The 18,404-nt window shown below is 27.2% G+C and carries 15 protein-coding genes; 13 read left to right on the forward strand and 2 right to left on the reverse strand.

The window, feature by feature from the left end; all coding sequences use genetic code 11:
• Positions 1-84 precede the first annotated feature (84 nt).
• The 11 genes from ACH36K_RS07885 to ACH36K_RS07935 all read left to right on the forward strand — a co-directional run bounded on the left by ACH36K_RS07885 (position 85) and on the right by ACH36K_RS07935 (position 12,849).
• Positions 85-1,623 (forward strand): ATP-binding protein, encoded by a 1,539-nt coding sequence (locus ACH36K_RS07885; protein ID WP_411170388.1) that lies wholly within the window; start codon positions 85-87, stop codon positions 1,621-1,623.
• 2 nt (positions 1,624-1,625) lie between these two features.
• Complete coding sequence (locus tag ACH36K_RS07890) at positions 1,626-2,324, forward strand: response regulator (protein WP_411170389.1); 699 nt, start codon at positions 1,626-1,628, stop codon at positions 2,322-2,324.
• Between the two features lie 116 nt (positions 2,325-2,440).
• A complete protein-coding gene (locus ACH36K_RS07895) occupies positions 2,441-3,865 on the forward strand; it encodes a flavocytochrome c (RefSeq protein ID WP_411170390.1) in 1,425 nt (474 codons plus the stop codon).
• A gap of 24 nt (positions 3,866-3,889) precedes the next feature.
• Positions 3,890-4,234 carry an FMN-binding protein gene (locus ACH36K_RS07900; RefSeq protein ID WP_411170391.1) on the forward strand — a complete coding sequence of 115 codons (345 nt, stop codon included), beginning with the start codon at positions 3,890-3,892 and terminating at the stop codon, positions 4,232-4,234.
• Between the two features lie 197 nt (positions 4,235-4,431).
• Positions 4,432-5,115, forward strand: a complete 684-nt coding sequence (locus ACH36K_RS07905) for a helix-turn-helix domain-containing protein (protein ID WP_411170392.1) — start codon at positions 4,432-4,434, stop codon at positions 5,113-5,115.
• A gap of 108 nt (positions 5,116-5,223) precedes the next feature.
• Entirely contained in the window at positions 5,224-7,002 is a 1,779-nt protein-coding gene (locus tag ACH36K_RS07910) for a M3 family oligoendopeptidase (protein WP_411170393.1), read from the forward strand.
• 241 nt (positions 7,003-7,243) lie between these two features.
• Complete coding sequence (locus ACH36K_RS07915; RefSeq protein ID WP_411170394.1) at positions 7,244-9,862, forward strand: 3'-5' exonuclease; 2,619 nt, start codon at positions 7,244-7,246, stop codon at positions 9,860-9,862.
• A gap of 78 nt (positions 9,863-9,940) precedes the next feature.
• Positions 9,941-10,363: a UDP-N-acetylglucosamine pyrophosphorylase gene (locus tag ACH36K_RS07920; RefSeq protein ID WP_411170395.1), complete on the forward strand. Its 423-nt coding sequence runs from the start codon at positions 9,941-9,943 to the stop codon at positions 10,361-10,363.
• 139 nt (positions 10,364-10,502) lie between these two features.
• Entirely contained in the window at positions 10,503-11,267 is a 765-nt protein-coding gene (locus ACH36K_RS07925; protein WP_411170396.1) for a threonine/serine exporter family protein, read from the forward strand.
• 2 nt (positions 11,268-11,269) lie between these two features.
• Positions 11,270-11,740 carry a threonine/serine exporter family protein gene (locus ACH36K_RS07930; protein WP_411170397.1) on the forward strand — a complete coding sequence of 157 codons (471 nt, stop codon included), beginning with the start codon at positions 11,270-11,272 and terminating at the stop codon, positions 11,738-11,740.
• Positions 11,741-11,964: 224 nt separating this feature from the next.
• A complete protein-coding gene (locus ACH36K_RS07935) occupies positions 11,965-12,849 on the forward strand; it encodes a ComEC/Rec2 family competence protein (protein WP_411170671.1) in 885 nt (294 codons plus the stop codon).
• Positions 12,850-12,896: 47 nt separating this feature from the next.
• Here ACH36K_RS07935 and ACH36K_RS07940 read toward each other — a convergent pair whose 3' ends face one another.
• Positions 12,897-14,099, reverse strand: a complete 1,203-nt coding sequence (locus tag ACH36K_RS07940) for a dicarboxylate/amino acid:cation symporter (protein WP_411170398.1) — start codon at positions 14,097-14,099, stop codon at positions 12,897-12,899.
• Between the two features lie 201 nt (positions 14,100-14,300).
• On the opposite strand from ACH36K_RS07940, the gene ACH36K_RS07945 reads away from it, so the two are divergent.
• Positions 14,301-15,725 carry a hypothetical protein gene (locus tag ACH36K_RS07945; RefSeq protein WP_411170399.1) on the forward strand — a complete coding sequence of 475 codons (1,425 nt, stop codon included), beginning with the start codon at positions 14,301-14,303 and terminating at the stop codon, positions 15,723-15,725.
• Positions 15,726-15,765: 40 nt separating this feature from the next.
• Here the strand turns inward: ACH36K_RS07945 and yjeM are convergent, their stop codons facing one another.
• Positions 15,766-17,268 (reverse strand): glutamate/gamma-aminobutyrate family transporter YjeM, encoded by a 1,503-nt coding sequence (gene yjeM / locus ACH36K_RS07950; protein ID WP_411170400.1) that lies wholly within the window; start codon positions 17,266-17,268, stop codon positions 15,766-15,768.
• A gap of 196 nt (positions 17,269-17,464) precedes the next feature.
• On the opposite strand from yjeM, the gene ACH36K_RS07955 reads away from it, so the two are divergent.
• Complete coding sequence (locus tag ACH36K_RS07955) at positions 17,465-18,367, forward strand: aldo/keto reductase family oxidoreductase (RefSeq protein WP_411170401.1); 903 nt, start codon at positions 17,465-17,467, stop codon at positions 18,365-18,367.
• The last annotated feature ends 37 nt before the right edge of the window (positions 18,368-18,404 follow it).

The raw sequence follows: 18,404 nt of genomic DNA on the forward strand, positions 1-18,404 counted from the left end.
TTTTTTATTTGTTGTAAGCTATATATTAATGTATAATTATTGTGTAAAAATATTAAATAAAGTAAAACATAGAGGACTATATAAATGAATCTAGAAAAAAAGATTACAAAATTAACAATTGCTATATTTATAGCTGTTATATTTATTATAAGCATTTTTTCATTAGCTATAATAAATAAGAAAGTTTCTGAAACAATAGGAAAAAGTCTTACAGATACAGCTTTTGTTATAGCAGCGAATCCGATGATTCAAAAAGAGTTAGCAGATAAAGAAGACCCTACCAATCTTAAAGTACAAAACTTTGCTGAAAGAGTAAGATTAAAGACAGGTTTATTATTTATAACAATCATGGATAACGAAGGCGTACGATATTCTCATCCAATTCCAGATAATATAGGTAGAAAATTTTTAGGTGGAGATGAAAAATTAGCCTTAGAAAATGGTGAAACTTATATATCTGAAGGAGAAGGTCATTTAGGAAAATCTATTAGATCTTTTGTGCCAATTTACAAAGATGGGGTGCAAGTTGGAGTAGTATCTGTAGGAATTTTAAAGAGAGATTTAAAAGAAGAGGTTAGAGAATATGTTTTCGATTTAATACCAGTATTTATAGGTGTATTAATAGTAATAATATTTCTTGCAAGAAAGTTAGCACACAATATAAAAGAAGATATTTACGGATTAGAACCTGAAGAGATAGCTATTCAGCTTAGAGAAAAAGAATCTATTATAAATAATATAGAAGAAGGGTTAATAGCATTAAATAGTTCAGGACATATAACAACAATAAACAATAAAGCATTGGAAATTTTAAAGATAAATTCAGACGAGGAAATAGATAATAAGATAATAAACTTATTATATGAAGTAATGTATAGAAGAAGTAGAATATTTAATAAGGAAATACGATTAGATAATAATATTATAGTTATGGGAAATTTCTATAGTATTATAGGAGAGTATGGTAAAGTTGTAGGAGCAATCGCTAGTTTTCAGGACTTTACAAAAGTGCATAATATGGCTGAAGAATTAACAGGTGTAAAGGAATTAACTTGGAACTTAAGAGCTCAAAATCATGAATTTATGAACAAATTACATACTATAGCAGGATTAATACAATTAGAGGAAGATGATAAAGCGTTAGAATATATATTTCAAACTACAGAGACAAGAGGAATAATTACAGATAGTTTAAGTAAAATAAAAGAACTATCATTACAAGGATTACTATTTTCAAAATATAATAAAGCTGATGAAATGAAAATAAAGTTCGAAATTGATGAAAACTCGCATTTAAAAACTATTCCTAGCAATATTAGAATACAGGATATATTAACCATTATAGGAAATCTTATAGAGAATTCTATAGAAGAAGTAAAAGGAAAAGAGGGTGGATATGTGTATGTGGGAATTTTCCAAGAAGAAAAAATAAAAATAATAGTTAAAAATAATGGAAATAAGATTGAAGATGAAATAAAAGAAAAAATATTTAAAAGAGGATTTAGTACAAAGGGAGAGTTCAGAGGACTTGGCTTATATAACATAAAAAATATTATAGATTCATTAAATGGACGTTTAAAGTTAACTTCAGATAAAATAACTAAATGGGAGGTTGAAATATAGTAATGACTAAGATAAAAGTTTTTATTATTGAAGATGATCCAATGGTAAAAGAAATAAATACAAAATTTTTAGAGAAGCTAGAAGAGTTTGAAGTAGTTGGAGAAGCAAGTAATATAAAAGAAGCTAAAGAGAAAATTGATAAAAGTAAGGTTGATTTGATTTTACTAGATGTATTTCTACCAGATGGAAAAGGATTAGATTTGTTAAAATGGATTAGATTAAAAGAAATTAATATTGATACAATACTAATTACAGCAGATAAATGCAAGGCTTCAGTAGATGAAGCCTTTAAATATGGAGCTGTAGACTATTTAATAAAACCATTTAAGTTTGAAAGATTTAAAGAAGCATTATCTAATTATAAAGATAGATTTTTTGAAATGAAAAATATAGATAATATAAATCAAGAATACATTGATCAGTACATATTAAAAATAAATAAAGATTATATTGAAGAGGAAGCAGAAGAAAGAGAATTATGTAAAGGATTAAGTTTAAAGACATATAACAAAATAATAGAATATATGAATGTTAAAAATAAAACTAAATTAACAGCAGAAGAAGTCGCAAAGGGAAGTGGGCTTGCTAGGGTAACAGCAAGAAGATACTTAGAAAAAATGGTTGGAGAAGGAAAAGTAGATATAATTCAAGAATATGGTAAGATAGGAAGGCCTACAAACTTTTACATAATCAAAAAATAAGACCAAAAAGACCAAAATAAACAATAAGACCACAATATTGATTGATTATAAATTAACAAATATACTAAAGTTGTAAATATTTAAAGAATAATTAAGGATTAAGGGGAGAAATGTTAATGAAGAAGAAGACTTTAGCATTAATAATGTCAGCTTTAATATTAGTTCCAACAACTTTAGTTGGTTGTGGTGGAAAAAAAGAAACTGCTGACGTAGTGGTTATAGGAGCTGGTGGAGCAGGTTTATCTGCGGCAGTACAAGCTAAACAAGAGGGAGTAGAGAATGTTGTTGTTTTAGAAAAAATGCCTATAGTAGGAGGAAATACTAATAGAGCTACTGGTGGATTAAATGCAGCAGAAACTGAACAACAAAAATCAAAAGGCATAGAAGATTCTATTGAAACTATGTACAACGATACAATGAAGGGTGGATATGAAAAGAACAACCCTGAATTAGTTAAGAAATTATCTAATGAAGCTAAAGACTCAGTTAAGTGGTTAACAGATTTAGGTGCAGACTTATCAGATGTCGGTAGAATGGCAGGAGCTACAAATTATAGAACACACAGACCAACAGGTGGAGCAGCAGTAGGAGCTCACTTAGTTGATACGTTAAAAGCGGCTGCTGAAAAAGAAAAAGTCGATTTAAGATTATGGAATGAAGCAAAAGAAATAGTTGTAGATAAAGATGGTAATGTTTCAGGAGTTAAAGTATCAAATAAAGAAGGTAAAGAATATACAATAAATACAAAAGCTGTTGTTATAGCAGCTGGTGGTTTCTCAGCTAATCAAGAAATGGTAGTTAACTATAAGGAAGACTTAAAAGGATTTGCAACAACTAACCATGCTGGGGCTACTGGAGATGGGATAGTTCTTGGAGAAAAACTTGGAGCAGACTTAGTAGATATGACAGAAATTCAAACACATCCAACAGTTGTTCCTGAAAAGGCTGTAATGGTTACAGAAGCAGTAAGAGGAAATGGTGCAATACTTATTAATAAAGATGGTAAGAGATTTACAAATGAATTATTTACAAGAGATGTTGTTTCTAAGGCTATATTAGAACAAAAGGATGGAATAGCTTATCTTTTCTTTGATGAAGGATTAAGAAAGAGCTTAAAAGCAACAGAAGAATACTTTAATATGGGATTAGTTACAGAAGCAGATTCGGTAGCAGAATTAGCAGAAAAACTATCAATAGATAAAGATACAATGATTCAAACAGTTAATAAATATAATGAATTTGCAGCAGCTAAAACTGATTCAGAATTCAAGAGAGAAGATCTTCCAAGACAATTAAATGAAGGTAAGGTATATGCAATACCTGTAACACCTGCTGTTCACCACACAATGGGTGGATTAAAAATAAATACAAATGCTGAAGTTGTAAATAAAGATGGAAATGTTATTAAGGGTTTATTTGCAGCTGGAGAAGTAACTGGTGGAGTACACGGGGGGAATAGACTAGGTGGAAACGCATTAGCAGATATAGTTACATTTGGTAGAACTGCAGGAAAGAATGCAGCTTCATATATAAAAAAATAAATAAAATTTTAGGAGGATCATAAGATGAAGAAGTTAACTGCGATATTAGGAGCAATAGCATTATCAGCAACAGTACTTGTTGGCTGTGGTGGCGGAAAATATAAAGATGGAACATATACAGGTGAAGGACAAGGAGCTTCCGGAGCAATAAAAGTAGAAGTTAAAGTTGAAAAAGGAAAGATATCAGAAGTAAACTTAACAGAACAACATGAAACTAAGACTTTAGTAGATGGTGTTAAAGAAAACTTAGTTCCGGAAATAATAAAGAAACAAAGCACTGAAGGTGTTGAAGCTATATCAGGTGCAACTAATTCATCAAAAGGTGTATTAGAAGCTGTAAATAAAGCTTTAGAAGCAGCAGCTAAATAAAAAAGCCCTTAGATTTTTATATATAGTAGGTAGATTTTATAAAATGGAATCTACCTACTTTTTTATTTAAATTGTTTTAATTTATATCTTGCATATTAAAAAAATATTGAATTTATAATAAAATTTGTTGATAGAATTTGTATATTTAAAATATAATATGTATATACTTTTTATTAAATATAATTAGGAGATAAATTATGAAGGATGGATATGAAAGTTTTGAATCCGATTTTAATATTTTTAGTAACAAAATATCACTTTTAATGGAGTCAAGAAACAAAGAAGAAATAATAAATATAGTTAATGAAAAACATAAATCTGAAGTTATAGATGATGTTGATAAAGATCATAAAAGAGATGATTTAATAATTTGGAATGCAGTATTTACTAGGGAAATCATAAGAAATGGAATATCTAAAAAGTATCTTCATCCAATTTATAATAAATTTTATAGGAAAATTAAAGAGGCGAATAGTATAAGCAGTTTACAAATGATTGAGACAAAAATGATAAATGAATATATGGATTTATTAATAAATGATACAGAAATTACTGATAGCTTTACAGTTAACAAGCTTTTACAAGCTCTTCATTTAAATATTGAAAATCATACATCACTAGAAACAATATGTAATAATTTAAATATATCAGTAGGCTATGCATCAACTTGTTTTAAAAAACATAAGGGCATATCTATAATGAAGTATTTAAGAGAAATAAAGATTGAAAGAGCTAAAACGTTACTGTTAAGTACAGAAAAAAGTATATTAGAAATAAGCATATTGTTAGGATTTCATGATCAAAGTCATTTTACTAATACCTTTAAAAAGATAGTAGGAATATCGCCATCAGAATTTAGAAATAAAAATTATTCAATATAAGTGGTAAATAATTGAATAAAAATAATTTTAATAATATAATTAGACTATGTTAGAAAAAAATGTTTAACAGAGCATATAATTAAAAATAAGTATAAAAGGAGAGTAATTATGTCATTAGAATGGAGCTTAAAAGAGTTATATCCATCATTTACTTCAGATGAGTTTAAGTTAGACTTAAAAAGAGTGGATGAAGGAATAGAAGAACTTAAAACATTTGCTAAAAATACTGATCAAAAATCAGATGATTTAATAAAATTAGAAGAGTTAATAAATAAGTTAGAAAGTATAGATTTACTTTTAAATAAAATAGGTGCTTATGCAAATTTAACTTTAAGTACTGACTCAAAAAATTCAGAAGGAAGAAAGTATTTAGATGTTATAAATTCTAAATATAGTCTTTTAGCAGAACCATTAACTAAAATTTACAAATGGGTAGCAAATATAGATAATATAGATAGTTTAATTAATTCATCTAATTTATTAAAAGAGCATAAATTTTTTATAAAAGAAATAATAGAAAAAAATAAATACATGCTAAGTGAAAAAGAAGAAGCTATAATTGCTAAAATGAGAAATACAGGTTCAGATGCTTGGTTAAATTATAAGGATTTATTAATATCAACACATAAAGTTGATATTAATATTGATAATGAAGATAAATCATTACCATTAACAGTTGTATTAAACATGGCATATAGTCCAGATGCAGACTTAAGAAAAAAAGCTTATGAAGCAGAAATTAAGTCTTATGAAAAAATAGAAGAGGGAATAGCAGCAGCTTTAAATGGAATTAAAGGAGAAGTTTTAACTACTTCAGAGCTTAAAGGATATAAGGCACCTCTTCATATGACTTTAGAAGAGTCAAGAATGGATGAGGATATTTTAAATGCTATGCTTACGGCTATAAAAGAAAGTTTACCATCCTTTAGAAAATATTTAAAAAGAAAGGCTGAAATTTTAGGACATAAGAATGGATTACCATTTTATGACTTATACGCACCAGTTATAAATAAAGAAATGAAATTTTCTTACGAACAAGGGAAGGCTTTTGTTGAAAAGAATTTTAGAAGCTTTAGTGATAATTTAGCAGATTTTGTTATAAAAGCATTTAATAATAATTGGATAGATGTAATGCCTAAAGAAGGTAAAGTAGGTGGAGCATTCTGCGAAAGTATAAAAGATATAAATGAAAGTAGAATACTATTAAACTATGGTAATAGCTTTAGTGATGTTGTAACTATGGCACATGAGCTTGGACATGGATTTCATAGTCATTGCTTAAGAAATGAAACTGTATTAAATTCAGAATATCCAATGACTTTGGCAGAAACAGCATCTAATTTCTGTGAAATAATAGTTAAAAGAGGTGCAATAAAAGATGCAACTAAAGAAGAAGCTTTTGCTATTTTAGAAGCAGAAATATCAGATTGCAATCAAGTAATAGTTGATATATATTCAAGATTCTTATTTGAAAGTGAAATTTTTGAAAAAAGAAAAGAAAGTTCTCTTTCAGTAGAGGAAATTAATGATGTTATGATAAAAGCTCAAAAGGAAGCTTATGGAGATGGGCTTGATAGCAGCTTATTGCATAAATATATGTGGACTTGGAAGCCACATTACTATTATGCTACAGATAACTTCTATAACTTCCCATATGCTTTTGGAAACTTATTTGCAAAAGGTTTATATGCTGAATATTTAAATAGAGGTGAAAGCTTCTGCAAGGAATATGAAGAATTATTAGCTGTTACAGGAAAAGAAAAGGTTTGTGATGTAACAAAAATAATGAATATAGATGTTCATGATGTTAACTTCTGGAGAAACTCTTTAAAACTTATAGAAGAAGATATAGAGAAGTTTATAGAATTAAGCTATGAAATAAATTAATAAAGAAGGGGTGTCAGCTTTTGCGACACCCTTTAAATTTATGTTAATTTAAGCTTATTCGAGATAGTTCACTTATGGTTACTATTTTTATAGAATATCATATATTCTATTATAACATTACAGTATTTTTAAACAAAATAACATAAATTATATTTATAACTAAGTTACTATAATATTGTTATATTAACTTAGTTATATATGATAAAATTAACTTAAAATATTAAAGCTAGGAGGAGTAAATGTGAATTTAAATCGAGAACAAGCTTTAGTTGTAAATGAATTAGAAAAAAACATTTTATTACTTGCCTCTGCAGGTACCGGTAAAACTAATACTTTATCAGGTAGAATTTCCAATATTATAAATAGCAAAAAAGCAAAGGCATCAGAAATACTATGCATAACTTTTACTAATAAAGCATGTGCAGAAATGAGAGAACGTGTAGAAAAAGTTGTTAAAGAAGAAGCTAAAGATATCACTATAAGAACTTTTCATAGTTTTTGTTATGATTTAATTAAAAATGATGCAAAAAAAAGAACGGATATATTTACTGACTTCATAGTTTTTGATGAAGAAGACTGTAGAGAAATAATAAAAGAATGTAATTATTATAATTACTCAGTTTTTAAGCTTCAGCAATTTATAGAAATGATAAAAATAGAAAGAGCAAAGCTTAATTTATATAGTAATAATATTCTAGATGATTATAGTGAAACTATAAAAAATATATTCAAATATAAGGAAAGCAAAATAAATTCTATTTGTAGTGAAAAAGGTACTCTGAATAATGAAATGAAGTGTTTTCTATTAGAAAAAGGCCATTTTTTAGTTAATTTATATAATTCATTGCTTTATAATAATCACGGATTAGATTTTGCAGATTTAACTTCAAAGGCAAAGGAAATTTTAAGGGACGATAAACTTGTTTTAAATTTAAGAGAAAAATATAGATATATAAATATAGATGAAGTTCAAGACACAAGTACATTAGAATATTTTATAATTGAAAAGATATTTAAAGGAAATAACATCTTGCTTTGTGGAGATATGTTTCAAACTATTTATGGTTGGAGAGGTTCAGAACCATATAAAATATTAGAATACTTTAAGGAATCTTATAATCCAATTGAAATAGTGTTTTCTAAAAATTATAGATCAACAAAGAATATAACTAATGGTTCTTTAAGCTTTTTAAAGAATGCTTTTGAATCACAATATAAATCTATATATAGAAATGAAATATATTCAGAAGCAGAAGATAATGGAGAAAAAATACAATTAAAGATGTGTAATACTTTAAGAGAAGAAGCTAGATTTATATTTGAGGAAGTAAAATCTTTAAAAGAAAAAGACGAAGATATATCGAAGCTTTGTATCTTAAGTAGAGATAACAATTATAATATAAAATTAAGTAGAGAGCTAGGAAATATAATTGGCTATGAAGGAGCAGATTTTGAATTTATATTAGTAGATCAATTTAAGTTTTTTAGAAGGCAAGAAATAAAAGATATAATAGCTTTTTTAAAGCTTATTGCAAATAAATATGACAATGTTAGCTTAAAGAGAATAGTAAAAAGGCTTCCAACAGGTATTGGTGATAAAACCTTTCAAATTATTGAATCAAAAGAATATAGAGAGGTTGGAATTACTCTATCAGATTTTATAGATATAAATGCAAGAGTTTATGGTGAAAAGTATTCATTATTAATAAATGAATTTGCAAAAGATAATATAATAGTTTTTGATGTTGAAAGCACAGGAACAGATGTAACAGAAGATGAAATAATTCAAATAGCAGCTATAAAAATAAATAAGTATGGAGAACCTATTGATAGCTTTGAAAAGTTTTTAAAAAATAAAAAGTCTGTAGGATCATCATTTAATGTACATGGCTTTAGTGATGAATTTTTAAATGAAAAAGGTGAAGATAAGCAAAAGGTATTAAAAGAATTTTTAGAGTTTTCAAAAGATACTGTAGTAGTAGGACACAATGTTCAATATGATATAAATATTTTAACAAGCGAGCTTTATAGAAATAATTTAGAAGAACATAAATTCAAAACTTTTTATGACACATTAGATATATATAGAAGATTTCATTCTAATTTAATTAATTATAAATTAGAAACATTAAGCAATATATTTGAAACTAGAAATAAACCAAGTCATGATGCTATGGACGATATATTGGCTACTAGTGATTTACTAGTTAGAGCCATAAATAATGATTTAATTCCGACGTCTATTAAAAGAATAAATTATATGTCTAAGTATTTAAAGGCATTTTCATATATTAGTGATAAGCTTAATGAATTATTTAAAGAAGTTGAATTTAAAAGACCGCAAGATATAATAGTAGAGATTATAAATAAGTTTAATATAAAAACATTATATTCAGGAAGAGGTCTTGAAGCAGTTAAAGAAGGAAGAGAAAAGATAGAAAGACTTAGAGATTTTTATGTATTAGTAAGAGAATTGGATGATAATAAAAAAAGTAATAGAGATTCTTTATTAGATATAATTAAATTAACAGGTCTTTCTAATGGAGAGCTTGAAAATTTAATTATAAATAGAACTAATAAGAAGAGAATTCCAATTATAACTGTTCACCAATCTAAAGGGTTGGAATTTAATAGTGTGTTTATTGTTGGACTTCAAGAAAATACTTTTCCAGCCTATATGTCAATTAAATCAAATAATTTAGAAGAAGAAAAAAGAACCTTTTATGTAGCATTAACTAGAGCGAGAAAACATTTATATTTAGTAGCACATTTAAATGAAGATTACAATAGAAAAAATGAAACAAGTAGATTTCTTGAATATATAGATAGAGAGTATATAGAAACAGATAATAATTATTAAAAGATATTTATAGTTATTCGTATAGAGTTATAGTATAATAAAATATATTTTATAAAATACTGTGAGGGATGAAGAAAGATGAAATACAATTTAAACGTATATGAATTAGGACAATTATTAAGTAATATCACAAAAGAATACAAAGTTGAATTACTTTCTAAAATAAAGTTAAGTGGTGGATGGATGACTATGACTGGAAAGGTATCAGTAATAGCAGTTCCAGAAGATAAAATAGTTCTAAAAGGAAATAATATAATAACTTTAAATATACAAGGTAATGAATGTGAAGGAAGTTTAATAAAAATTACAGGAGCTAAAGATAGTAAATTTGAAATAGATGTAGCACCAACTAAATATAAGGAATTTGGAGCTACAGGATTAAATTTAAATAAAGTTAAAATAAATGAAAATGAATGTAAGCTTAGAATAGGTGAAGACATGATTTTTACTATAAGAAATACTTCAGTTCAAAGTATATCAAATATAATTAATAATATATAGTTTTAAAGGAAAAAATCTATAAGATTTTTTCCTTTATTTTGTTAAGAAATAAAATTTTTAAAAGAGTAAAATCAATATAGACAGGCTGTTATGAGAATTGTATAATATATGCAGTTAAATATAAAAGAAGGGAAAAGAAATGGAAATAAATAATATACTTCAAGTAGCAGCTTATGCAGGGAAAATAATGTTAGAAAGTGGAGCAGAAGCTTATAGAGTTGAAGAAACTATGAATAAAATTTGTAATTCATTTGGAATAGAGGTAGCTGATAGTTATGCTACTCCAACAGTAATTATAGCGTCAGCTTCACATGAAGGAGAAATAAAATCACTTGTAGTTAGAATTTTAAATCGATCAGTAGATTTGCAAAAGATTCATAAGGTTAATGATTTAGCAAGAAATATATCAAAAAGTAAATTTACTGTAAAGGAATTGAAGATTAAACTTAAAGAAATAGAGGAAGAAAAGAGATATTCAAATAAGGTGACAATTTTATTTTCAGCAATAGGAGCCTTTGGGTTTGTTTTTTTATTTGGAGGATCTTTAAGAGATGCTATTGCAGCATTTTTAATAGGAATAGTAGTTAAACATTTTTCTATAAAGGGAGAAGGAATAGGATTAAATTCATTTTTTATAACAAGTATTTGTGCTGGAATTTTAGCTTTTTTGGCAATTATATCTATAAAAGTTGGGTTAGCCTTTGATATAGACAAGGTTATAATAGGGTCTATAATGCTTTTAGTTCCAGGACTTGCGATTACTAATGCAATAAGAGATACTGTTGCAGGTGACTTAGTATCTGGGCTTGCACGAGGAGCAGAAGCATTTTTGACAGCTATAGCAGTTGCTGTTGGTACTGGTGTAATTTTAAGTTTTTGGATTAGAGTATTTGGAGGAGTATAAATATGATTATTGAAGTGTTATCTGCTTTTATCTCATCTTTTGCATTTGGAATAGTTTTTAATATTAAAGGTAAAAATTTATTTTTTTCAGCTTTATGTGGTGCATTAGGATGGTTTATATACAAGTTTTCAATAAAGGTGGGTAGTTCTGATACAACAGCTTTATTTTGGGCAGCTGTGGGACTAAGTGTGTATTCAGAAATTTTTGCAAGAATATTAAAGACACCAGTAACTACATTTGTAATAGCAGCTTTAATACCATTAGTTCCTGGTGGCGGCATGTATTATACAATGGTTGAAGCTATTACAGGGAATGTTATGAAGTCCTTGGAAACTGGAATAAAAACTTTAGCTTCGGCAGGAGTACTAGCTCTTGGAATTATATTAGTTTCAACCATTACTAAGACCTTAATAAAATATAATTCAAGCAAAAAATTAAAGACCCAAGAAAATTTTGAAAATCTAAGTAATTAAAAAGAATAAAATTAATAAAAAAGCAAATAATATTAGCATAGTCAGAAGTTATATTTTTAATTTGACTATGGCTATGGGGCGTTGCAGGACAGAATGCAACGCCTTTTGACATTTTTTCTATAAAAACATATAATAAGTATTAATATAAGAATATATGTTTGGAAGTAAGGAGAGATAAAGCTTTGACTAAAGAAAAAGAATTTAAAAAATCTTTTGAAGAAACTATGAGAAAGCATAAGGGAAACAAAAGAGCACAATTTATAACTATTATTGTATTTGGAATAATTGCATTAATATCTTTATATTTTGGGAAAGATATTAAAAATTTCAATACAGGGGTTTCAAGTGGTAAATTAGAGATATCTTATTTAGATGTTGGACAAGGAGATGCAGCTTATATTAAAGTAAATGATTTTGATATATTAATAGATGCAGGGCCAAGGAGTGATGCAGATAAGCTTATAAAACAATTAGAGGAAAAAAATATAGATGACTTTGAAATTGTTATAGCAACTCATCCTCATGAAGATCATATTGGTGGAATGGAAAAAGTTTTTGAAAAATATAAAGTAGAAAATTTTTATATGCCTAAGGTAACTCATAATACAAAAACTTTCGAAAATATGATAAATGCTGTTAAGAAGGAAGGCTTAAAAGTAAAAGTTATAAAAGAAGGAATGAATTTTGATTTAGGAGAAGGAGCAAAAATAGATGTCTATTCTCCAATTTATGAATCATATGAAGAGTTTAATGATTATTCACCTATAATGAAATTAACATTTGGAAATACAAGCTATATGTTTACAGGTGATGCAGAAGCTCATGCTGAGCAAGACGTTGTAGCTAAATATCCTAAAAATTTAGATGCCGATGTATTAAAATTTGGACACCATGGATCTAGTACCTCATCAACAAAAGAATTTATTGAATCAGTTTCACCAAAGTATGGAGTAATTAGTTGTGGAGTAGATAATAAATATGGACATCCACACAAAGAAACATTACAAAAAATAAATAATTATGGAATAAAGGCTTATAGAACAGATAAACAAGGGCAAATAACAATATTATCTGATGGAGAAAATATAGATATAAAAACTAAAAAATAGAGTAAGCAAAAAGAGATATGAATTTATTTTTTCATCTCTCTTTTTATTTATTCTAGAACTCTAAGTTCTTCTAAATTTTCTGCCACTACCTCATTAGAGTTTAAAACACTATCGATTATTATAGCAATAGCTCCATCCCCTGTTACATTAGTTGCAGTTCCGAAACTATCTTGAGCAGCATGAAGCGCAATCATAATAGGTTTTTCAAGTGTTCCAAAACCAAGCATTGACTCTAATATTCCAAGAGCCGCCATAACTCCACCACCAGGAACTCCAGGAGCAGCAACCATAGTTACTCCAAGCATAAATATAAATGGAAGCATTAATACAAAGCTAGGAGTTCTACCAGTCATATACATGACAGCCATAGATGTTAATACAAGAGTAATAGTATCACCAGCTAAGTGTATAGTTGCAGCTAAAGGAACTACAAAATCAGTTACTTCCTCATTAACTTTATTATTATTAACACATTCAACTGTTACAGGGATTGTAGCAGAAGATGACTGAGTACCAACAGCTGTTAAATATGCAGGAATCATATTTTTAAGAAGTTTTAATGGATTCTCTTTTTTAATACTACCAGCAATTGAATATTGCATTAAAAGATATATTCCTTGAATAGGAAATAAAATTATATAAACTAAAGCAAAGCTTTTTAAAGTACTAAATATTTCTCCACTAAAACTAAGTTTAGCGAAAATTGCTCCAATATATATAGGAACTATAGGTATAAGAACATTGGAGACAATTTTAGAAACTATTGAGCTAAATTCATTAAAGATATTTAATATACTACTATTTTTAATTTTAGATAAGCTTATCCCCATAATAAATGAAAATACTAAAGCAGACATTACAGTCATCATAGGAGGAATATCAATTTTGAAGAAAGGATTTACCCCAGTACCTGAATCTATAACTAAAGAATTTGCTTTTAATAACTTAGGAAGCAAATAAGACCCTGCTGAGTATGCTAAAAATCCTGCACATAGTGTAGAAATATACGCAATTAAGGTTGTAATCAATAATCCTTTTCCAGATTTATGCCCAAGAGAAGCTATTCCAGGAACAATAAAACCAATCATAATTAATGGAATAATAAATGATAAGAAACTTCCAAATAGCTCACTGAAAGTTGCTAGAAGTCTAATTGGAAAACCAACGTTAAAGTTTTTACAGGCTAGCCCCAAAATTATGCCTGTTATTAATGCTATAAATATTTTTAGTATTAATGATTTATTTTTCATATTAAAGCCCCCTTTTTACCAAAATGTATTCATATAAAAAACACATGTATTTAATTTAGATACATAATACAACTTTAAGGAAAAAATGTCAAGAAAAATATTAATAAATTCTAAAAATGTATTAATACCTTAAAATGGGATAACCTAAATAAATATAATGCATTTGACATAAGATGCAGTAGAGATAGGAAGGAGAATGTTATGAATATGCTAAATATTTTTAAAAAGTCTTCAAAATGTGAAGAAAAACTAGATGAAGCAATAGAGATATTAAGTGATATATTTAAGGCTATTAGGGAATATAGTGAAGAGGATGATTTACTGGAAAGCTATCATTATTTAAGAAAAGATATTTATAACATAAATCTAGCTAGATTAGAATTAGAAAATTCAATATTAAAGAATTTTTTAAGTGGAAATAGAGATCATGAAGAGTTATGTTATGATCATAAATATAAATTATCAACAGTGAAAAGTGAAATGGAAATATCGATTATAGAAGCTTTATCTGCCATTAACCTATTAATAAGAAATTATAGAAATTTATATGTAATTTGTGATAGGCAAAATAAGAGAAAGTTGATGGAAGGTTATTATAATTGCTTAAGATATTTAAATAAAGCAAAAAAGCTATTATTAGATAAAGATTCTGTAAATAGATATATAGCGGACAGAGAAGGAAAGTTACAAGAAGAAATTGAAGTTAATTTAAGAAATGAGTACAATATTAAGGTTGACAGCAGCATTAATGGGCTAATACTAAAATTAGACAAATGTAATAGTGGGGTATTATCAGATTTATCAGAAATGGTAACTTTAGTCGGGGAAAGAAAAGTAGAAAATGTATCTATAGTTCTGAAGAAGCTTAATAAAAGAGTTGAGTTTTTAGATATAGTAGTAAACATTTTAAAGAATAATAATTCTATAGAAAATACTAGTGATGTTATAAAAAATTTAACTTCGATAGAAAATGAAAATGATGAAATTAAATTCAACATTGGTTTAATAAGATATAACTCTAAAATCATATTAATGGACTTTCAATTAAATAAACCTATAGATGCCGAGAATTTCAAAGAAGCAATAGATAAGGTAAGAGAAAATTGTGAAGGAATAAAAGAAAACATATTTGAGATAAATAAAAAATTAAAAGAAAGTTATCATAAAGATATCCAAGATGATTTTGATATAGAAAGCAGTAGTAGTAAAATTTTTAATTTAGATTTGTATATAAGATATTATTATTATGATAAAGAAAATATAGAAAGAGAATGGGATAACTATGAGGAAATTATAAATGGTATAGAGGAGATGGGAAGTTTTGAGCAAGACGGCTATTCTTTTAAATACACTAAAAATGGAATGATTATAGGAATTAAAACAAAAGAGGATGTTAAGGTAGAGGTACTGGATAACTGTAAAAATATAAAAATTAATGGCAAGAATAAATATTTAAATTTAAATAGAAAATTTGAAGTAGATAAGTTAATAAATCATACAAGAATTACGACAACTATTAATGAATTAGATGATAATATAATGTGTGTTTTTTATATAGATAATTCTAATAGAGATAGCTTTATAAGGGAACTAGAAAAAGTTAAATTATTGCAAGAAAATAAATGATTATAGAATAATGGATGTAAGATAACTTACATCCATTATTCTATTTATTAGCAATTCTCTTTTCATATAAAGAATATAAAATTAGGGCTATAGCTGCGAATACTATAGGTCCAACAAGTTGAAATATAGTAGAGATGTAGTCTTTTGCTTCTATTGCTGGTTGAAGTATTGTAAATAAATTTGCAATACCAACAGTTAAAGTTACAATAATTGCCGCGGCAGTAGCAAATGAGCTTTTTTTGTATATTTCAAAAGGCTTCTCAATTTCCTTCTTCTTTTTAAAGTAAATAAACGCAAAAGATAAAAACATATATGGAATTGTCATAGCTACATTCGCCATTAAAACTAAGTAATTTAAAAATATACTTGCACTTTTACCTCCAAAAGATGAAATTAATATTATTGCTACAACTATAATGCATTGTACCCACATTGCATTTGAATGCATATTATTTTTATCTTTCTCACTCCATGATTTAGGCCAGACTCCAGCGGGTGTTCCTTCTATTAGTTGCTTTAATGGAGAATAAGCTAATGTAAAGAATGCTCCTAGTAAGGCTAAAAACATTGCAAGTCCAATGTATCTAGCAAACCAAAATCCTAAAGTATCAATTGAAGAAGAGGATAAACCAAAAACTTTTCCAATTTCAATACCTAAATTTTTAATAACTATATATGACACATTTGCCATGTTAACGTCTTTACCGCTCAAAACATTATTCCAATTTATAAAAAAACCTTCAAATAAAATTGCAAGAGAATAGCCTATAGCAATAAATATTGCTGCTATTTTTATTCCTCTTGGAAAAGTAATTTTAGGATTTTCAGTTGAATCTACTAACCCTCCAACAACTTCAAGGCCTCCATAAGCAAATAATGCAAAAACAAGAAATCCAAGTATTCCTAAAGGCGATTGATAAGCTGGGTTAGGAGAGGATATGAATGCATTAACATCTATAGGCTGAGCTAATTTAAAGTTATTTCCTACTAATACTATTAATCCACCAATTAATAGAACTAAGTTAGCACTAGTTACAAATATACCTCCAACAGAGGCAACTTTAGCAATTCCTTTAAGACCTTTAGAAGATATAAATGTTATTAATATAACGAAGATAGATCCTAATATAGCTAGTGTTCTTGGTGCATTTAATCCAAACAAAGACCAAGTTGAAGTATTATCAGATCCAAAAATTAAATTGGATAAAGGCACCCAAATAGATGATGATACGTTAACCATCCAAATTAAATAAGAACTATACCACATAAATGTACCAACAAAGGCATATTTAGGTCCTATTGATCTATCCATCCAAGTATAAATTCCACCAGTTTCTTTTCTAAAAGCTGCACCATACTCGGCCATCATAAATGCATAAGGTATAAAGAAAAAACATGCTGCAAATAAATACCATGGAATTGCTGAATAGCCCATTAAGTAAAAGGCTCTTGGAATATTATTAAAGCCGTAGACTGATGTAAAAATAATTAATATAAGAGCGGACAAAGTTAATTTTTCATTATCTAATTTTTTATTGCTCACTATTAAACCTCCTTAAAATATTACTTGAATTTATTGTGTACAATATTAAAGCAATATATTAAGGGAATTTTCACCATTATTAATATTTTAATTATTAATAAAGTTTTAAAAAGCTATGATATAATTTAATAGTAAATTATATATGAAAATGTTAAATATATATTTGTGATAAATGAAATTGAAAGGGTGAATATAAGTGGAAAAAGTTAAATTAAGTGATAATTTAGAAATGTCTAGAATAGTTCATGGACATTGGAGATTAATGGATTGGAAATTAAGTAATGAAGAGCTATTAAAATTAGTTGAAGAAGTTTACGAATTAGGTATAACAACAATAGATCATGCTGATATTTATGGTAATTTTTGCTGTGAAGAAAAATTTGGAGAGGCATTAAATTTAAAAAATGGACTAAGAGAAAATTTACAAATAGTAACTAAGTGTGGAATTAAGTTTCCTTCAGTAAATAGACCAGAGAATAAATCTCATTGTTATGATACAAGCAAAGAACATATAATAAAGTCAGCTGAAAGATCCTTAAAAAATTTTAAAACAGATTATTTAGATATTTTATTAATTCATAGAGTAGATGCACTATTAAATCCTGAGGAAGTAGCAGAAGCATTTACAAAATTAAAGCGTGAAGGTAAAGTAAGAAACTTTGGTGTATCTAACTTTTTACCAGCACAGTTTAATATGTTAAATTCATATTTAGATGATAAGCTAGTGACTAACCAAATAGAAGTATCTCCTTTAAATTTAGAGCATTTTGAAAATGGAACACTTGATTTAATGCTTGAAAAAAGAGTTAGCCCAATGGCTTGGTCACCTTTAGCTGGAGGAAGAATATTTAAGGGGGAAGATGAAGCGTCAGTTAGAGTTAGAAAGGTTTTAAATAAGATAAAAGATGAAGTCGAAGCGAAGGATATTGATGAAGTTGTATATGCATGGATATTAATGCATCCAAGTAAGATTATGCCAATAGTTGGTTCTGGAAAGATAGATAGAATTAAATCAGCTGTTAGAGCAACGAAAATAAATCTTACAAGAGACCAATGGTTTGAGATATATATAGCAGGAAGAGGGATAGATATTCCTTAAGATATAATTAAAACAGGATAGATATCTATTTATATTA

This window comes from Clostridium sp. MB05 (genome assembly GCF_046581255.1).
GTDB lineage: Bacteria > Bacillota > Clostridia > Clostridiales > Clostridiaceae > Clostridium.

What these genes read in the sequence shown, in the direction of transcription:
- ACH36K_RS07925 (WP_411170396.1), top strand. Translation starts at nt 10,503, where the DNA reads ATGGAAATAAATAATATACTTCAAGTAGCAGCTTATGCAGGGAAAATA.
- ACH36K_RS07940 (WP_411170398.1), bottom strand. Translation starts at nt 14,099, where the DNA reads ATGAAAAATAAATCATTAATACTAAAAATATTTATAGCATTAATAACA.
- ACH36K_RS07935 (WP_411170671.1), top strand. Translation starts at nt 11,965, where the DNA reads ATGAGAAAGCATAAGGGAAACAAAAGAGCACAATTTATAACTATTATT.
- ACH36K_RS07945 (WP_411170399.1), top strand. Translation starts at nt 14,301, where the DNA reads ATGAATATGCTAAATATTTTTAAAAAGTCTTCAAAATGTGAAGAAAAA.
- ACH36K_RS07900 (WP_411170391.1), top strand. Translation starts at nt 3,890, where the DNA reads ATGAAGAAGTTAACTGCGATATTAGGAGCAATAGCATTATCAGCAACA.
- ACH36K_RS07920 (WP_411170395.1), top strand. Translation starts at nt 9,941, where the DNA reads ATGAAATACAATTTAAACGTATATGAATTAGGACAATTATTAAGTAAT.
- ACH36K_RS07905 (WP_411170392.1), top strand. Translation starts at nt 4,432, where the DNA reads ATGAAGGATGGATATGAAAGTTTTGAATCCGATTTTAATATTTTTAGT.
- ACH36K_RS07930 (WP_411170397.1), top strand. Translation starts at nt 11,270, where the DNA reads ATGATTATTGAAGTGTTATCTGCTTTTATCTCATCTTTTGCATTTGGA.
- ACH36K_RS07890 (WP_411170389.1), top strand. Translation starts at nt 1,626, where the DNA reads ATGACTAAGATAAAAGTTTTTATTATTGAAGATGATCCAATGGTAAAA.
- ACH36K_RS07885 (WP_411170388.1), top strand. Translation starts at nt 85, where the DNA reads ATGAATCTAGAAAAAAAGATTACAAAATTAACAATTGCTATATTTATA.
- ACH36K_RS07910 (WP_411170393.1), top strand. Translation starts at nt 5,224, where the DNA reads ATGTCATTAGAATGGAGCTTAAAAGAGTTATATCCATCATTTACTTCA.
- ACH36K_RS07895 (WP_411170390.1), top strand. Translation starts at nt 2,441, where the DNA reads ATGAAGAAGAAGACTTTAGCATTAATAATGTCAGCTTTAATATTAGTT.